Source organism: Salinarimonas sp. (assembly GCF_046292825.1).
GTDB lineage: Bacteria > Pseudomonadota > Alphaproteobacteria > Rhizobiales > Beijerinckiaceae > Salinarimonas.
Genome location: NZ_JBKBQG010000001.1, coordinates 251,568 through 267,976 on the forward strand (window position 1 = coordinate 251,568; position 16,409 = coordinate 267,976).

Here is a 16,409-nt window from a genome sequence, read left to right on the forward strand (position 1 = left end):
CGAATAGTTGATGCTGCTGCCAGCGGTTTAGCAGGCAGATACGAGGTTCATCTCGGATGATGCCCGCGGGAGGAGAACGAAAAAGCCCGCCGGGTTCTGGCCGGCGGGCGAGTGCGGGGTTTTCAACAGCACCAAGCCAAGGTGCTTCTGCATTGTAGTTCTGCCCGGTTAATCGCGAGTGAAGTGCGGCGCACTCGGTCGTGCGGCGGTCGAAAATCAAACATCTTGATCTGCATCGCGTTCTTTCGTGCGCAAGGCGTGAGTGTCATTCCTGCGGCGCCCTCTGCGCCTAAGCCCACGCGCGAAAGCGACAGCTGCAACAACGTTCGAAAAAGTGACCGGTGCGGACCGAGCGTCGCCGACGACACGACGAACCTGCCACCTGCCGTTCTTCGGTTTCACAAAGATGTAACTACCCATGTAAAGCCCCGAACAGCTAACGGGGCAAGAACTAGGGCTACCGGCAACGGTTCCTAGGTTGAGCTCTCACATCCGAGTGAGGCGGCCTGGCCCGTCGGTGACCGCGTGGGATCAAGAACGGCGGGCGCGCTTCGTCGGACCGGGACTCCTCTCGCTCGGAGCTAACGCGGCGAAAGTCTTCAGGGCATCGACGGCAGCACCGCGCATCACTGGCGACCCGATCTGGCGGGATGCCGCGAGCGCGGCGATTTCCTCGTGCGTGAGGAGCGCCCCTTCGTCACCTTCGGCACTGGGATTGAAGGCGGGCAACGGAAACTCGAGCATTCGGGCGATCGCCATGAGACGGCAAACGGCGTTTCGATCGGTGCCGTTCTCGTACTTCTGAACCTGCTGGTACGTGACGCCCAGCGCTTTCCCGAAATTGGTTTGCGACAATTCATCCGCTTACGAGCAAGCCGAATGCGACTGCCCAGCTCGGATTCGTCATTCGTCGTTGCACGGTTGCTCATATGCGCCTCCACGGTTGAGCGCTGCTCTTCAATCGATCGAGCGGTAACCGCGAGTGGGAAGCGCCGCATAACGCAGGTTCGGAACATGCCTGTAGATCGGCGACAGGGTCCCGCGCCGATTGGCTTGGGGGCCCAGGTCTAACCACCTTGCCTGCTCATTCCTAAGCAGGAAGCAAGAAGAGTCTTGGGGCACCCCGATCAACAAACAGGAGGGATCCCGGGGCGCGCCAATTCACCCACACGCCATCGGACTTCTCCAGCTCAAGGACGACGTGCGGGTGTTGTAGGCGCACCTCGATCGCGTGGACTCCCGTTCATGCGGGCGTCCTCAATCGACGGAAAAGTCGACGTTCTCGTCGCCGACAGCCCGGCCGGTCTGAAGGCCGTCGGCGGGATCGCCAAGGCGATGACTCGCCGCATCGACGAAGGCGCCGCGCGCATTGTCGGCGACGATCTTGGTCCCGCTCTCAACGAGGTGCCCAATGGCCACGGCGGCGCCCAGGTTGGATGTGGTCGTGCGCGTCGGCGCCGAGTCGTCGACGAAAAAGGGGTGCGACTCCGCGGGGAGCAGATCGACGGCGCGGCCATGAACGTCGGCGATAACGGCAGCTCGCTCGTCGGCATCGAGGCGCACGAATGCGCGGGCCAAAGCGACGAGATCGCAGAGGATCTGGCGATCGGCACCGGGGAGACCGGTGCCTTCAGGGGCATCGAGGAGAGCCCCGGTGACGAAGGCGTCGAGATACTGGCTCTTGGGCATTGCCGTCGTGCACACGTTGCAGGAGTGCGAACGATAGCGCAACCAGATCGCGCCGACACCTGTCGATTTTTACAGTTGACGGTTTGCCGATCTCGTGACGTCCCTCCCGATCCATCCTCGAGCCGCCGCTCGCCCGAAGATGCGCTCGGGGGGCTCGACGACGGCCGCGTTCGTCAGGCGATCCGCGGCGTCTTCTGCAAAGCGATGTCCAGTGCGGCGCGCAACGCTTCCTGCGTGTACGGCTTGGCGAGCCGTGTCACCGAGACAGCGGGCTCGTCCGAGACCTCGGCATAGCCGGATGCCATAATGATGGGGATGCTCGGCCGCATTTCCGCGACCTGCTTCGCAATCTCGAGGCCGTTGAGGCCGGGCATGGCATAGTCCGTGACGACCACGTCGAGCGTTCGTGTCTGGCGGAGAAGGGAGAGCGCTTCCTCTCCCGAGCGCGCCTCCAGGACGACGTGGCCGAGTTCCTCCAGCATGGCCGCGGTGCTCTCGAGAACGAGGGGATCGTCGTCGGCAACGAGGATGATGAGGTGGCGCCTTCCTTGCGGCGCAGCGGCAGAGCGCGACGGCTCCTGCCGGGGCGACGTCGAACTTCGAAAGGCGACGACGTTGGGGGCCTGCTCCGGCGTCGTTTCGGCGACGGGAAGCCAGATCTCCGCCGTCGTTCCCTGCCCCTCGGAGCTTTCGAGCACGAGGCGGCCGCGGGATTGCTCGGCGAGACCGTGCACCATCGACAAGCCCAACCCCGTTCCCTTGCCGACGCCCTTTGTCGTGAAGAACGGCTCTCGGGCCCGAGCGAGCGTCTGCGCGTCCATGCCGACGCCCTCGTCCGAGACGAACACACAGACTTCCGCAGATCCTTCGGTGGTGCCTGGCGCCGCCCGCCCGCCGATGACCACGTTCCCGCCGTTCGGCATCGCGTCGCGCGCGTTCACGGTCAGGTTGAGGATCGCGAGTTCGAGTTGATGCGCATCTACCTTCGCGCTCGGCAGGGACAAGGGGAAGCGCGTCTCGATTCGAATGCCAGGCCCGATGGTGCGCTGGAGCAGCTCCGTCATGCCGTAAACGAGCGCGGCGAGGTTCACGGGTTGCGGCTCGAGATGCTGGCGACGGGCGAAGGCGAGCATCCGGCGCGTCAGCGCGACGCCACGCTCGGCACCCTGCATCGCATTGCCGACGAGGCGCGCGAGGCGGGGATCCGGCGGAAGCCGCTTCTGGAGGAGTTCGAGGCTGCTCGTGATCGCCATGAGGAGATTGTTGAAGTCGTGCGCGACGCCCCCGGTGAGCTGGCCGATCGCCTCCGTCTTCTGCGCCTGGGCGAGCGCCTCGCGGGCACTCTCGAGCTCGCGCTGAGCGCGTTTGGGCTCCGTCACGTCCCGCACGACCTTGGCGAAGCCCACGAGCCGCCCGTCGGGGCCCCGCATGGGATGGACGACGACGCTCGCCTCGAAAGCGGTGCCGTCGCGCATCACCCGCTCGCCCTCCTCCTCGAAGCGGCCCTCTTCGGCTGCAATGCGCAGCTCGCGATCCGCCGCGCCGGCCTCCCGGGCCGCCTGCGTATGGAAGCGCGAGACGTGCGAGCCGATCACCTCCGCCGCCGAGTAGCCCATCACCCGCCGTGCGCTCTGCGGCCAACGTGTCACCCGCCCCTGTGCATCGAGGCCGATGATCACGTAATCGGTCAGGCTCTCGAGCAGGAGATCGAGCCGCTCCTCGCTCTCACGCGCCTGAGCCGCCTCTCGGGCCACGCGCAGCGAGTGATGGCGATCCATCACCGACGCGACGAGCGCGAGGCCGAGGATGAGGAGCGTCGTCGTCGCGATCCAGAGGGCGAGATGCGTGTCCGCGACCGACAGAGAGGCAGTGTGCGCTTCGTGGGCATGGAGTTCGAAATGCGCGCCGGCCATGGCGGCGTAATGCATGCCCGAAATCGCCGCCCCCATGACCATGGCTGCCCCGATGCGCTCGACCGGCCCAGTGTCGCGCGTCACGAGGGAGATCGCGAGCGTCGCCGCGCCGATCGCGATGGCGATCGACAGCACCACCCAGATCTCGTCGTGCGTGAGCTCGGCCGGCAGATGCATCGCGGCCATTCCGAGATAATGCATTCCCGCGATGCTGAGGCCGACGAACAGCCCGCTCGCCAGAAGGCTGAAAGCCCCGAAGCGAGGTCGGCTCGCGAGGGCAAATCCGAGGCCGCAGACGCCGATCGGCAGCGCGAGCGACGCCAACGTGAGGCCGAGGCCGTATCGGATCTCGATTTCCGGCAGGCTGAAGGCGAGCATGCCGACAAAATGCATCGACCAAATGCCGCCGCCCATCGCGAGCGCGGCCGCCGCGAGCCATGCGGCATGGGTGAGGTGGCTCGACGCGCGCGCCCGCGTCGCGAGGTCGAGTGCCGTGTAGGAGGCCGCGACCGCGAGCATGATCGAGAGCGCGACGAGGAGGGGATCGAGGGAGCCGGAAATGGTCATCGGCACGCAGGACCGGAGCACGAGAAGGGCCATACCGTTGCGTCAACCTCGTCTCGGATGCAAGCTTGGCGCTAACCTCGCATACGAGCTCTCGGAGATCGCGAAAGCGAACGCTTCTTCGTAGTCGCAGACTCATGGCCGTGCGCCGGCAAACCAGTCTCTTCGCAGAGCTGGCGACCGACTCGAGAACCGCGCCGAACGACGAGACGGAGGTTGCGCGTACCGATCTCCCCGCAATTACCGCGCCGCGGCGTCGTCCGCGCGCTCTTTGTCGGAGGCGTCGCAATAGGGAACGCAGCTGGATCTCCTCTTCAGCTTCATTATGCCCGGCCACCTCGATGACGTCGATCTCGCGAAGGAGGCGCGGATCCTGCGCCAAGAGCGGGCGTCCGGATCCTCGAGAAGCCTCGCCGGAGGGACATATTGGCGCGCCCGCTGCGCGAGGAGCTCGTCGCCGCGGCGATGATCCGACGACGATAGCGCGCGGCCGGGCCACCTTATGCTCGCTGCCGCACCCCATCCGACCCGATGAAGTCACGTGAGTTCCAGCCGCTAACGAAGTGCGGGACGCGCGTGCCGTTCATCGGGCGGGAGAACAGGTAGCCCTGCCCGAGCCCGCAGTTCCGTTCCCGAAGGAAGTCCGACTGGTATCGCGTCTCGACACCTTCGGCAACGACGCCGATCTTCAGGCTTCGCGCGAGCCGCACGATTCCTTCGGCGATCGCGCCGGCTCGTTCGTTCTCCGGAGCGATCGCCTCGATAAAGCTGCGGTCGATCTTGATCCAGTCGAGCGGAAACTGGTTGAGATGGGTGAGCGAGGCGAAGCCCGTTCCGAAGTCGTCGAGCGCGACGGCGATGCCGGCTCGCCTGAATCGGTCCATCGCCTCCGCGGCCTGCGTCGAGTTCGACCCGAGGAGGACCGATTCCGTCAGCTCGATCTCGAGGCATGACGCGGGGAGCCCCCTTTCGCTCAGCATCGAGATGACCGTCTCCGCATGCCGCGGGTTCGCGAACTCCGCATTCGACACGTTGATGGCGACGCTGCCGAACGGGAGGCCATCGCGCTGCCAGGAGACCATGTCGGCAAGGACGCGCTGGAGCATCCGCTGGCCGAGCGCGACCGAAATCTCGGCATTCTCGAAAGCGGGGGCGAGCTCGCCCGGCGCTCTCGTGCCCCCGCTCGGGTGCACCCAGCGAAGAAGGGCCTCGAAGCCGTATATCTGCCCCGACCAAAGGTCGATCTTGGGCTGGTAAAAGGGAAGGATCCTGTCCTCGTCTAGGGCACGCTGCGCCTCGCGTAGGACCCGCACCCGTTCCTGCGCCGCCTTCGCGAGAGCCGGAGCGAACATCACGGCGCGATTGCGGCCCTCGCGCTTCGCCGCATAGAGAGCGAGGTCGGCCGATCGGGTCAGCTCGGCCGCGGTGCGCCCGTGGTCCGGTCCGAGCGCGATTCCGATGCTCGTCCTGCGGCCGAGGTCGCGGCCTTGATGGATCAAAGGTTCCTTCAGGGTGGCCATGACCTGGCGGGCGACGACTTGCGCTTCCCACTCGCCTCGGACCTCGGGGAGAAGGATCGCGAACTCGTCTCCACCGAGCCGCGCCGCGATTGCCGACGCCGCAAGGCCGGCGCACAAACGCTTCGCCACGTTGGCGAGAAGCCAGTCCCCGATAGGGTGTCCGAGCGTGTCGTTGACGTCCTTGAAGCTGTCGAGATCGAGGAGGAGGAGCGCGAACCTGCGCCCGGCAGATGTACCGACGGCGAGCTCCTCGAGCTTCTCCTGGAAAGCGCGACGGTTCGGCAGGCCCGTTAGAGGATCGTGTCGCGCGAGCCTGTTAAGCTCGCGCTCGGCCTTGGCGCGGGTTGTGACGTCCGCATAGGTGCGGATCGCGCCGCCTTCGGCAAGGTGCACGGTGCGTACCTCGACGACGGTCCCGTTCGGCCGCTCGCGCTCGTAGATCGGCGGCGCGCCGATAACGCTGCGCCGCTTCACGAGCCATTCGGGTGCGTTTTCCTCACCGGTGTCTACCTCGCCGGTGCGCTCCTGGTAATCGGCGAGGATTGAGAAATGCGGGCGTCGTGCGACGAGATCCTCCGGCAGCTCGAGCAGATCGACGAAGCGCTTGTTGTAGACCCGGACCATTTCCTGAGCGTCAACCATCAGGAGGCCTTGGTCCATGTTTTCCAACGTGAGCTGCAGAAGCGCCTCGTTCTCTCGCGCCTCGCGCGCGGCTTCGCGTACATCGTGGACATCAAGCGCGACGCCGATCCAGGAGATAATCGTTGCGTCGTGCAGGACGGGGGCGAGTGTCACGCTGTGCCAACGGTAGGTTCCGTCTCGCCCGCGAAAGCGGGCCTCGAGCTCCTGCGGCGCCGACGTATCGAGCGCCATCTGCCGGGTCGCGAGTGCCGCTCTCCTGTCCTCGGGGTGGAACAAGCCGAACCGATCGTCGACTGTGTCGCCCACGCTCCCGCAATATTCCAGCATTGCGCGATTGCAGTACGTCGTCATCCCCCTCCTGTCGGCGATCCAAACCTTCTGCGGAATCGCATCTGTGAGGGTGGTATAGTGGCTCTCGCGGTAACGCGCCGCGGCCTCGGCTGCTCGACGTGTGCTGACGTCGTTGATGGTGACCACCGCACTTCCGTCGTCCGTACGGAACGCGCGGACGGCCAGGGTGCGCCCCTCGTCGGTGGTATGCTCTAAAGTGACGTCGGACGCGCTCGCGGGAATTAGCTCGAGAAGGCGGCGAAGCTCGCTCTTTGCCGGTGCCGTTTGCAGGGGAGAAAGCAGAGGCGCCGTCGACGCCGTCTTCATCTCCTGGAGACCGAGCAGAGAGGCCGCCTCTCGGTTGACGATCTGGAGATTTCGGTCGGGATCGAGCATGAGGAAGCCCGTTTCGACCGCATCCAAGCTCGTCCAAAAGAGATGGGCCACGAGCCGCAGGTCGAGCTCGCGCATGACGGCCCGCGCGAGCGCCAGAAGAGCGCGCTGCTGATCGTCGCTCAACCCGTCAGGGCGCGGCTCACGGTCTAGGACGCAGATGGTGCCCAGAGGGAGGCCGGCCTGCGTCTTGAGCAGAGCTCCGCCGTAGAAGCGCAGCCCCGCCGCTCCCAGCACCAGCGGATTGGCCGCGAAGCGCGGATCCGATCTCGTGTCGGGGACGACGAAGAGACTCTGCTCGAGGAGTGCATGCTTGCAGATCGAGATGTCGAGGTCCGTCTCGCGGATGCCAAGCCCCACCTCGGCCTTGAACCATTGCCGCTGGCGGTCGATGAAGTTGACGACGGCGATCGGCGCCGCGCAGATCTGCGCCGCCATTCTCGCTAGATCGTCGAATGCCGGGTCCGGATCCGTGTCGAGGATGCGATAGTGCCGAAGCGCCGCGAGGCGAGCCTCCTCGGTCCAAGTTGCGCCCCGCCCTACACACGAATTCTTGCTTGTCGAGCCGCCCATCGCTCTTTTCCTTGGAACGAGAGGTATATTCCTATTGATTGCGCCTCGCTTAGTATCGACCGTCGTTCGAATACCTGAAGATCTCGTGAACGGCTCTGGCCGAAAGCGGCGCCGGGCCTCGCTTTTCGCCCTGCTCGCCGTTCTGTTCCACGCCATTTTGGCCGTACAACTCGTGCTGGCAGTGATGGCGCGCACGCCGCTGCCGGGCCGGACGATCTTTGTGCTCAACCTCGCCTTCGCCCTGCCGCTCCTTTCCCTCACCGCGTTCTTGTTGTGGCGCGCCGTTCCCGTTGGCGATCTCCTGGCGATCCAGATGTGATGAACGCGACGGTGCTCGGCATCTGGATGTGCCCGGACACCCTCTACGCTTGGCTCGCCTTCGAGGGACTGTTCCTGCCCTTCGATCTCGGCTCAATGCGCCGATAGGGTTCGGACCCGCCGCGCTCGTCATACCGTTCTGGCGCGGACTTGAGGTGGGCGAACGTTTCGAGGCGATGGGCAGACGGCGTGCGCGAGCGCAGGACCGCTCGACGCGGCTTCCGCGCCGCGGCTGTTGAAAGGCGGCGCCGAACAACCCAAGCTGCTAAAAGGAGTTCAGCTTGTTGTCGGCTTTGAGCGGATTGCGGTCTTCTGGGTTAGCCGGTGCGGTCGCGACGCGCCCTTACGTCGCATACGTGTGTGCAGCGCGGCGCTCGTATCGGCTATGAACGCTGGCAGACACCGCGCCGCAGAGAGGGCAATGCGCTTCCCTCGAGGGGCTTCGCGCCCGGACGGCGACCGCCGCGTCCGCAACGGCGACCTCCTCGACGACAAGTCCCGCGAGCGATGCTGCTCGTCCGAATCGAATCCGCCGCATGGTAGCGCCTCCCCTCAAAGCGCTGCCGTTGGAATCCCAAATTGCACCGAGATCGAGTCAGAGCGCCGATTGGACGCCGGTTGACAACGCCGTCGTCGGGTGCACGGAGTATCTGTGCGTGGAGGCGCTGCCAGGCGGGCTGATCGAACTGACGAGCTGTTCGCACGAGGTACTGTGCATGGATCACCGGAGGGTGGGAACGTGGTCTGGCCCAACGGCGACGATCCCGAGAACGACGGCCACGCCAGTACGCTCCCGATAAACGTCGACAGCAAGGTGGTAGCCGGGCGCGACGGCGACTTCCTGATCGGCGAGGCGCTCCACCCGCATAGCGACGACGCGGCGATTCGCGTCGGGAAGGGGGATGTGGCGAGGGCGCCGTTCTGGGCGCGCGATAACCGAGTACGGCTGGGCGGAGAAGCCCGGCTTTGCGGAAGCTTGGCGCAAGGTCGCAGAGGTGATCCGTCCGGCGTGATCGGACGTCGACGGGCAATAAGCTGCTCAGCGGCACCGACTCGCGATTCTTTGGATCGAATCGCGCTTTCTCGAAAACGACTCGCTCCCAATTTGGTGCGACAATCTGGAAAGAATGTGGTGGGCCCGGCCAGATTCGAACTGGCAACCAGACCGTTATGAGCGGCCGGCTCTAACCGTTGAGCTACGGGCCCCCGTGTGCTCGTCAGGGTTTCGTCTACACGAGGAAGCCTCGTTCGTCATGCAAAAATTGTCGTTCACTCCCGACGGAACGGACCCAATACGAAACCATTGGAAAACGCATGTTCGCGGTTGGCAGGTCAAACTGCCTTTCGCTTCGGGCGATCCGCTGTGCCCCCTCCCCCATCACTCATCCAGCCGAAAGCATTGCAGAGCCTCGGCTGATCCGTGCCCGAACACGGACTACCCGCAGCTGGAGTTTCGAGGGTCACGCCGACGGCCGGCCGGATCGGCCGTCGGGGTTCATGAGGGTGATCGGACACTTGTACCCGATCGCGCCGCGTGGGCGCTCCTCGTTGTAACATCTGCGCCAAGCGTCCAACTTCTCTCGCGCGTCCGCAAGCCCGGTGAACCAGCGGGCGTTCAGGCACTCCGCCCAAAAGCTTCTTTTGAAGGCCTCGGTGAAGTCGTTGTCCGTCGGTTTGCCGGGCTGCGAGTAGTCGAGCACGACGCCACCCCAATAGGCCCACGGGTCCTGATCGCGAGAGACGAACTCGGCGCAGACACGCTCTCGCGTCGCCACGATGTCCTCCTCTCGGTAGCTGTGCCGAGGTTCGACCACCGGCGTATAGCGCGAGAAGAGATCCACGACGGTGAGGATGCGGATGGCATTGCCGGTCGCGACTGGTCGTGGACGAAGTTGAGGGCCCAGCGCGTGTTCGGCGCCGCCGCCATCAGGATCGGCGCGCGTGTGCCGACAGCCCGCTTACGACCGCGTCGGCGCTGGACGGCGAGCCCGAGCTCTCGGTAGACGCGCTGCGTGCACTTGCGGTTGGCCACTACGCCCTCGCGCCGGAGCAGGATGTGGAGCCCGTCGATAGCATCCTCGGAGAAAAACCCTCACGCCCGCCGCCGAACTGCAAACGGTCGCTCGCCTCGTATCGGACTTAAGGGATGAGCGAGCGGCGGGCGTGCCGAGTCCGAAGCGTCGATCGCTCGACGATTTGCTACCGGACGAGCCTTGACGACGGCGCGCTGCGCCAGCATGCGGGCTCGCGGGGGAGCGTCGAGGCTTCGGCTGCCTCGGACACGCCCAGGCCCCCGAACTTCGTCTTCCACGCGTGAAAGGTGGCGCCGCTGACCCCATGGCGACGGCACCAGTCCGCCTTCTTCGCCCCCCTTCTGCTCGCGAAAGATGCCAATAATTTGCTCTTCTGAAAATCGTGACTGCTTCATTGTCCGACTTTGCGTGTTGCCGGAGCGCGCGCGATGAAACATCCCGGCCAGTACGAAATGGGTGTGTTTGCATGCTGATAGCCCGCCGCCGACGGATCCGATTGACCCGCTCGCATTTGAATTGCATGATGCCAATGATACAATAATAAGGAGGGCGTATGACAACGGACGAAGAGAAATATGTCACGCTAATAGCTCGCGCCGTCCGCGCGGGCTCGATCGCAAAAGCGCTGCCGCTGTACCGAGAGGCCGAGGCGATTGCGCGCCGGATCAGGCGGCGGCGCGCCGCATGTGGCTCGGCATCGCCGACAAACGGGCAGTCGCCCTCGTGACCGTCGGCGGCCTGATCTACGGGGCGGCACTCGGCGACGTCATGCTGCGCGGGCGCCGACTGCCGGCAACAACGCAATGGTCGCGCTGCTCACGTTCGGTCTGATCCCGAGTTTGTAGTGGGACGGATAGTGGAGCCGCGCTTCTGGCCCCGACGCCCCCGACAATTGCGGGAGCGGCTGAACGCCCTGCGAGGCGAGAAATCTGGCCGGTCCGCGGCGGGCTTTCATCGGCCGGCTCTAACCGTTGAGCTACGGGCCCCCGTGTGCTCGCAAGGGTTTCGTCTACACGAGGAGGCCTCGTTCGTCATCCGAAAATCGTCGATCGTTCACGGTCGATCCGGCCGCCGCAGGGCGGTGGGCGGCTTCAGATCGACCGTGGATCTCCCCTCAGCCGGCCGAGGCCGCCGGGGGCCTGCACCGCGAGGCTGGCGCTCGCGATGCCGGCCTCGAGGGCGTCTTCCGGGGCGCGGGCGGCGAGCCAGGCGTCGAGGAAGCCCGCGTCGAAGGCGTCGCCGGCGCCCGTCGTGTCGACGACCGGGACGGCCTTCGCGGGGCGGTGCAGGCGCGTGGCGCCGATCGCGAGGAAGGCGCCGTCCGCGCCCGCCTTCAGCGCGACGACGGGGAAACGTGCGGCGAGCGCGTCGAGCGCCCGCGCCGGCGCGGTCTCCCCGGTGATCGCGAGCGCCTCCTCGAGATTGGGCAGGAAGATCTCGACGCCCGCGCAGGCGTCGAGAAGGCCCGGCGCGCGGATGAGCGCGTCGTCCCAGCTCGGATCGAGGGACACGGACAGCCCCCGCGCGCGCGCCGCCCGCACGAGGTCCGGCCGCTCGGCGAGCGTCGCGTATTCGGCGATGTGCAGATGCGCGGCCTGCGGCCAGGCGAGCGCCTCGGGCAGCGATCCGGGACAGGCGGCGCCCGCCCGACGGGTGAGGAAGGCGCGCTCGCCCTGCGCGGCCATGGCGACGGTCACCTGCGGTCCGTCCGCCGCGTCGCGGTCGAGGAAGCGCAGGTCGATTCCGCTTCCGGCGAGCTCGTCCTCGAGGAGGCGCGAGAGCCGGTCGCCCCCGAGCCGCGCCACGAGCGCGGCATGCCGCCCCAGCGCCGCGAGATGGGCCGCCGCGATATAGGCCCCCCCTCCCGCGACGACGTCGAGATCGCGGGCATAGACCTCCCGTCCCAGGACGGGAAAGCCGTCGAGATGCGTGAAGACGAGGTCGCAATAGACGCGACCGAGGGCGAGAACCGCGCCGCCCGCGCGATCGGTGCCGCTCATGCGCGCTCCAGCGCGCGCTCGGTCGCGGCGTCGAAGACGTGCAGGCAGGCGCGTTCCGCGAAAGCCGTCGCGGTCGCGCCGACCGCAGGCGCGGAGCGGTTCGCGGCAAGCGCGATGACGGGGCCGCCCGCCGTGTCCATGTGGACGTGGGTCTCGGGTCCGAGCGGCTCGACGGCGGTGACGGTGCCCGTCAGCGACAGGCCGTCGCCCTGCGCCTGCGCTCCCACCACGAGATCCTGCGGACGCACCCCGACGAGTAGGCGCTCGACGCGGGTCGCGGCGCTCGGCGCGGGGACGGGGGCCGTCGCGCCCTCGACGAGGAGGCCGTCGGGGGCGTTGCGGGCGGGCAGGAGATTCATGGCGGGCGTCCCGATGAAGCGCGCGGTGAACACGTCGGCGGGCGCGTCGTAGAGCGTGCTCGGCGTGCCGATCTGGAGGATCCGGCCCTCGCGCATGACGACGATCCGGTCCGCCATCGTCATCGCCTCGACCTGGTCGTGGGTGACGTAGACGGTGGTCGCCCCGAGCCTCTGGTGCAGCCGCTTGATCTCGATGCGCATCTGGTTGCGCAGCTGCGCGTCGAGATTCGAGAGCGGCTCGTCGAAGAGGAAGGCGGAGGGGTCGCGCACCATCGCGCGCCCGATCGCGACGCGCTGGCGCTGGCCGCCGGAGAGCGCCGCCGGGCGCCGCTCGAGCAGCGCCTCGAGGCCGAGGATGCGCGCGGCCTCGTCCACCCGCGCCCGCTTCTTCTCCCGCGACAGCGGCGCGGTGTAGAGGCCGAAGGCGATGTTCTCGCGCACCGTCAGATGCGGATAGATGGCGTAGTTCTGGAACACCATCGCGATGTTGCGGCGCTTGGGCTCGTGATGGTTGACGACGACCCCGCCGATCCGGATCGTCCCGCCCGAGACGTCCTCGAGGCCCGCGATCATGCGCAGAGTCGTCGACTTGCCGCAGCCCGACGGCCCGACGAGCGCGACGAATTCCCCGTCGGCGATGGCGAGGTCGATGCCGTGGACGACGCTCGTCGACCCGAACCTCTTGACGATGCCCTCGAGCTCGATCCGCGCCATCTCATCTCTCCTCGATCAGGGCCGCGAAGGCGCGCTCGCGCTCGGCCGACGCCGCCGCCTCCCGCGCGCGCCGCTCGGCGATGCGCGTCGCGAGCCCGTCGCGCGCGTCGCGATAGGCGGCGAGCGCCTCGTCCATCGCGGCGGGAGCGGGGCCGCCGTAGCGGTCGCGCGTGGCGACGAAGTGCTCGGCCGAGACCGCCACCGCGAAATCGGCCGCCGTGAGCCCCGGCTCGCGTCCGATCGCCTCGCGGAAGGCGGCGGCGAACGGCGCGTGACCGTCCGCGACGAGCGTCCCGCCCGCGGCGACGACCGCCCGCGCGGTCGCGGCGGCGATCTCGTGGGCCTGGCGGAAGGACAGGCCCTCGCGCCGCACGAGCGTGTCGGCGAGCTCGGTGATCGTGATGCAGGAGCGCGCGACGTTCTGCGCGACGCGGGCGGGGTCGATGCGCACCTGCGCGACGAGGGCGGCGAGGAGATCGAGCGCGCGCTCGGCCACCGCGAAGGCCTGGTAGCCCATCTCCTGCGTCTCGCCCTCGGAATCGTTCATGTCCGTGAAGGGCGTGTTGTGCATCACGTCGCGCATCGCCCGCGCCCGCCCGACCACCTGGCTCGCGAGGTGGCGCAGGTGCTCGATCGGCACGGGATTGCGCTTCTGCGGCATGATCGAGGAGACCTGCACGAGCGCGTTCGGCACGTAGAGCTGGCCCACCTCGAAGCTCGACCAGGTCTGGAAATCCTGGATCGGCCGGCCGAGATGCAGGAACAGGAGCTCGAGCGCGGAGAAGGTCGCCGTCTGGTAGTCGACCGCAGCGATGCAGGAATAGGAGTTCCGCAGCGGCGCCGAAAAGCCGAGTAGGGCGGCGACGCGGGCGCGGTCGATGGGGAATCCCGAGGTCGTGATCGCCGCCGCCCCCATCGGGCACAGATCGACGATCGCGCGGGCCTCCTCGAGCCGGGCGACGTCGCGCAGCGCGACCTCGATCATCGCGGCGAGATAATGCCCGAAGGTCGAGGGCTGGGCCGGCTGGCCGTGCGTGTAGGCGACGACGATCGTGTCCCGCTCGCGCGCGGCGGTCTCGATCAGAGCCGCGAGGAGCGCGTGGCTGCGCGCGAGGATCGCGTCGATGCGCTCCTTGAGCGCGAGCTTGAACAGCGTGTGGTCGATGTCGTTGCGCGAGCGCGCCGTGTGCAGCCGCCCGCCGAGATCGGGGCCGACGCGGTCCTTCAGGGCGCGCTCGACGAGGAAGAAGTAATCCTCCACCTCGCCCGTGTAGACGAGGCGCGCGGGGTCGATCTCGCGGGCGATCTCGGCGAGCGCGCGGGCGATCGCGGCGGCCTCGTTGCGCGTCAGGATGCCGGTCTCGGCGAGCATCACGCAATGGGCCGCGTCGATCGCGCGGAAGCCCGCGACATGGGAGGTGCGGGCGGCGTCGAAGAGCGGCGCGAGCACGGTGCGCGCATAGACCGGATCGGGGAAGACGCTCGTGTCCTGCGCCTGCGGGGAGGCGTTCGTCGGCGCGCTCATCCCTTCAGCCCCGCGAGCATGACGCCGCGCACGATGTAGCGCTGGAGCGCGATGAACACGATCAGCGTCGGGATGGTGGCGAGGGATGCCCCCGTCATGATCATCTCCCATTGGATCGACTGCTCGACCGCGAAGCTCGAGAGCCCGACGGGGAGCGTGTAGAGCTCGCGGCTCGTCACGGCGATCAGCGGCCAGAAGAACGCCGTCCAATTGCCGAGGAAGGTGAAGATCGCGAGCGCGGAGAGCGCGGGCGTCACGAGCGGCATCGCCACCCGCCACCAGATCTGGAACTCGTTGAGCCCGTCGATGCGCGCCGCCTCGAGGAAGTCGTCCGGCACGCCCTCGAAGAACTGCTTCATCAGGAAGGTGCCGAAGGCCGTCATCATGCCGGGGAACATGATGCCCCAATAGGTGTCGAGCCAACCGAGCTGGCTCGCCATCAGGTACCAGGGAATGACGAGCATCTCGGTGGGGATCATCAGGGTCGACAGGATCGCGATGAAGACGATCGACCGGCCGCGGAAGCGGAACTTCGCGAGCGTGTAGCCGACGAGGCTGTCGAAGAACAGCGTCGACAGGGTCACCGCGATCGCGACGAGGGTCGAGTTCAGGAACCAGCGAAGGAAGCGCCCGTCCGAGAGCACCTGGACGTAGTTCGCGAGCGTCGGCGCGGCCGGCACGAGCCTCAAATCGTAGACCTGGCCCGCCGTCTTCAGCGAGGTCGAGAACATGAACAGGAGCGGGGTCACCATGATCACGCCCCCGATGAACAGGAGCGTCCAGGCGACGATGCGCCCCGGACGCAGCGGCTTCTTGCCGGCGGGGGCGGCGAGGGTGGAAGCGGGGGCGCTCATGTCCTCTCCCTCAGGATCCAGAGCTGCAGGAGCGAGACCACGAGCAGGATCGTGAACAACACGACCGTCTGCGCGGCGGCGTAGCCCATCTCGTAGGAGGAGAAGGCGCTCTGATAGATCGACAGCACGAGCGGCTTCGTCGAGCCGAGCGGGCCGCCCGGATCGTTGGTCGTCATGTTGTAGACCTGGTCGAAGATCCGCAGGAAGCCGATCGAGGAGAGCACCACGAGGAACACCGTGGTGGGCTTCAGGAGCGGCAGCGTGATCTTGCGCAGGATGGCGAATTCGCCGAGCCCGTCGATGCGCGCGGCCTCGTAATAGGTGGCCGGGATCGCCCGCAGGCCGGCCATGAAGATGATCACCTGGAAGCCGAGCCCCGCCCAGATCGCGGTGACGAGGATCGACGGCAGCGCCTGCTCGGTCGAGCGCAGGAAGGGCTGGGCGGGCAGGCCGACGCTCGCGAGGAAGCCGTTGATCACGCCGATCGGCGGCGGCTGATAGAACCAGCGCCACACCCAGGCCATGGCCGCCGCCGTCGTCAGGAAGGGCAGGAAGTAGAGCGCCCGGATGAAGCCGTGCATGAAGCGCACGCGGTCGAGGTAGAAGGCGATCGCGAAGGCGATCAGGATGCTCGTCGGCGTGCCGATGAGCAGATAGGCGAAGGTGTTGACGAAGACCTGCCAGAAGTGCGGGTCGGCGACGAGCCGCTCGTAATTGGCGAGCCCGACGAAGCGGGCCGGCCGCAGGAGGTTCCAGTCCGTCAGGGAGAGCCAGAACGCGTCGAGTGTCGGGTAGAAGCGGATGCCCGCATAGAACAGGATCGGCACCGCGAGGAAGCCCCAGGCCCAGACGACCTGCTTCTGCCCCATCGTCAACCGGTGCCAGCCCCAGCCGCGCGGCGCGTCCGATGCGGAGGAGGGCACCGGAACCGTCGCGTCGCCCTTCGACGCTCGCATGCTCATGGCGGCCCTCCCCCTGTCGC

The 16,409-nt window shown here is 67.1% G+C and carries 11 protein-coding genes, 1 tRNA gene and 2 pseudogenes; 2 read left to right on the forward strand and 12 right to left on the reverse strand.

The annotated features are described in order from the left end of the window. Positions 1-531: 531 nt before the first annotated feature. The 4 genes from ACK4UM_RS01225 to ACK4UM_RS01240 all read right to left on the reverse strand — a co-directional run bounded on the left by ACK4UM_RS01225 (position 532) and on the right by ACK4UM_RS01240 (position 7,489). Positions 532-855, reverse strand: a complete 324-nt coding sequence (locus ACK4UM_RS01225; protein ID WP_409794460.1) for a helix-turn-helix domain-containing protein — start codon at positions 853-855, stop codon at positions 532-534. Between the two features lie 402 nt (positions 856-1,257). After that, positions 1,258-1,689: a hypothetical protein gene (locus ACK4UM_RS01230; RefSeq protein WP_409794463.1), complete on the reverse strand. Its 432-nt coding sequence runs from the start codon at positions 1,687-1,689 to the stop codon at positions 1,258-1,260. 173 nt (positions 1,690-1,862) lie between these two features. Further along, positions 1,863-4,202, reverse strand: a complete 2,340-nt coding sequence (locus tag ACK4UM_RS01235; protein WP_409794466.1) for an MHYT domain-containing protein — start codon at positions 4,200-4,202, stop codon at positions 1,863-1,865. 464 nt (positions 4,203-4,666) lie between these two features. Continuing rightward, a complete protein-coding gene (locus tag ACK4UM_RS01240; protein WP_409794468.1) occupies positions 4,667-7,489 on the reverse strand; it encodes an EAL domain-containing protein in 2,823 nt (940 codons plus the stop codon). Positions 7,490-7,709: 220 nt separating this feature from the next. On the opposite strand from ACK4UM_RS01240, the gene ACK4UM_RS01245 reads away from it, so the two are divergent. After that, positions 7,710-7,943: a hypothetical protein gene (locus tag ACK4UM_RS01245; protein WP_409794471.1), complete on the forward strand. Its 234-nt coding sequence runs from the start codon at positions 7,710-7,712 to the stop codon at positions 7,941-7,943. Positions 7,944-9,072: 1,129 nt separating this feature from the next. Here the strand turns inward: ACK4UM_RS01245 and ACK4UM_RS01250 are convergent. The 3 genes and pseudogenes from ACK4UM_RS01250 to ACK4UM_RS01260 form a co-directional block, all read right to left on the reverse strand. Next, positions 9,073-9,148, reverse strand: a tRNA-Ile gene (locus tag ACK4UM_RS01250). Between the two features lie 254 nt (positions 9,149-9,402). Further along, a pseudogene (locus tag ACK4UM_RS01255) lies at positions 9,403-10,004 on the reverse strand (integrase core domain-containing protein); the annotation flags it as partial. Between the two features lie 176 nt (positions 10,005-10,180). Beyond that, positions 10,181-10,370 (reverse strand): annotated as a pseudogene (locus ACK4UM_RS01260) (transposase); the annotation flags it as partial. A 289-nt stretch (positions 10,371-10,659) separates the two neighbouring features. Between ACK4UM_RS01260 and ACK4UM_RS01265 the strand changes: the two are divergent. Then, complete coding sequence (locus ACK4UM_RS01265; RefSeq protein ID WP_409794474.1) at positions 10,660-10,806, forward strand: hypothetical protein; 147 nt, start codon at positions 10,660-10,662, stop codon at positions 10,804-10,806. A 260-nt stretch (positions 10,807-11,066) separates the two neighbouring features. Here the strand turns inward: ACK4UM_RS01265 and ACK4UM_RS01270 are convergent, their stop codons facing one another. The 5 genes from ACK4UM_RS01270 to ACK4UM_RS01290 are packed head-to-tail and all read right to left on the reverse strand — an operon-like array spanning position 11,067 to position 16,296. Beyond that, positions 11,067-11,975, reverse strand: coding sequence for a PfkB family carbohydrate kinase (locus ACK4UM_RS01270; RefSeq protein ID WP_409794477.1), 909 nt, complete (start codon positions 11,973-11,975; stop codon positions 11,067-11,069). After that, positions 11,972-13,048: an ABC transporter ATP-binding protein gene (locus ACK4UM_RS01275; RefSeq protein ID WP_409794480.1), complete on the reverse strand. Its 1,077-nt coding sequence runs from the start codon at positions 13,046-13,048 to the stop codon at positions 11,972-11,974. Before ACK4UM_RS01275 ends, ACK4UM_RS01270 begins: the two co-directional genes overlap by 4 nt. 1 nt (position 13,049) lies before the next feature. After that, positions 13,050-14,573, reverse strand: coding sequence for an argininosuccinate lyase (argH, locus tag ACK4UM_RS01280; protein WP_409794482.1), 1,524 nt, complete (start codon positions 14,571-14,573; stop codon positions 13,050-13,052). Beyond that, positions 14,570-15,427 carry a carbohydrate ABC transporter permease gene (locus tag ACK4UM_RS01285; protein ID WP_409794485.1) on the reverse strand — a complete coding sequence of 286 codons (858 nt, stop codon included), beginning with the start codon at positions 15,425-15,427 and terminating at the stop codon, positions 14,570-14,572. The genes argH and ACK4UM_RS01285 overlap by 4 nt, the downstream gene beginning before the upstream one ends. Beyond that, positions 15,424-16,296: a carbohydrate ABC transporter permease gene (locus ACK4UM_RS01290; protein WP_409794749.1), complete on the reverse strand. Its 873-nt coding sequence runs from the start codon at positions 16,294-16,296 to the stop codon at positions 15,424-15,426. Before ACK4UM_RS01290 ends, ACK4UM_RS01285 begins: the two co-directional genes overlap by 4 nt. Positions 16,297-16,409: the final 113 nt, after the last annotated feature.

Coding starts and splice junctions, on each gene's coding strand:
- ACK4UM_RS01230 (WP_409794463.1), bottom strand. CDS start 1,689: ATGCCCAAGAGCCAGTATCTCGACGCCTTCGTCACCGGGGCTCTCCTC.
- ACK4UM_RS01235 (WP_409794466.1), bottom strand. CDS start 4,202: ATGGCCCTTCTCGTGCTCCGGTCCTGCGTGCCGATGACCATTTCCGGC.
- ACK4UM_RS01240 (WP_409794468.1), bottom strand. CDS start 7,489: ATGGCGGCGCAGATCTGCGCGGCGCCGATCGCCGTCGTCAACTTCATC.
- ACK4UM_RS01265 (WP_409794474.1), top strand. CDS start 10,660: ATGTGGCTCGGCATCGCCGACAAACGGGCAGTCGCCCTCGTGACCGTC.
- ACK4UM_RS01270 (WP_409794477.1), bottom strand. CDS start 11,975: ATGAGCGGCACCGATCGCGCGGGCGGCGCGGTTCTCGCCCTCGGTCGC.
- ACK4UM_RS01275 (WP_409794480.1), bottom strand. CDS start 13,048: ATGGCGCGGATCGAGCTCGAGGGCATCGTCAAGAGGTTCGGGTCGACG.
- argH (WP_409794482.1), bottom strand. CDS start 14,573: ATGAGCGCGCCGACGAACGCCTCCCCGCAGGCGCAGGACACGAGCGTC.
- ACK4UM_RS01285 (WP_409794485.1), bottom strand. CDS start 15,427: ATGAGCGCCCCCGCTTCCACCCTCGCCGCCCCCGCCGGCAAGAAGCCG.
- ACK4UM_RS01290 (WP_409794749.1), bottom strand. CDS start 16,296: ATGGGGCAGAAGCAGGTCGTCTGGGCCTGGGGCTTCCTCGCGGTGCCG.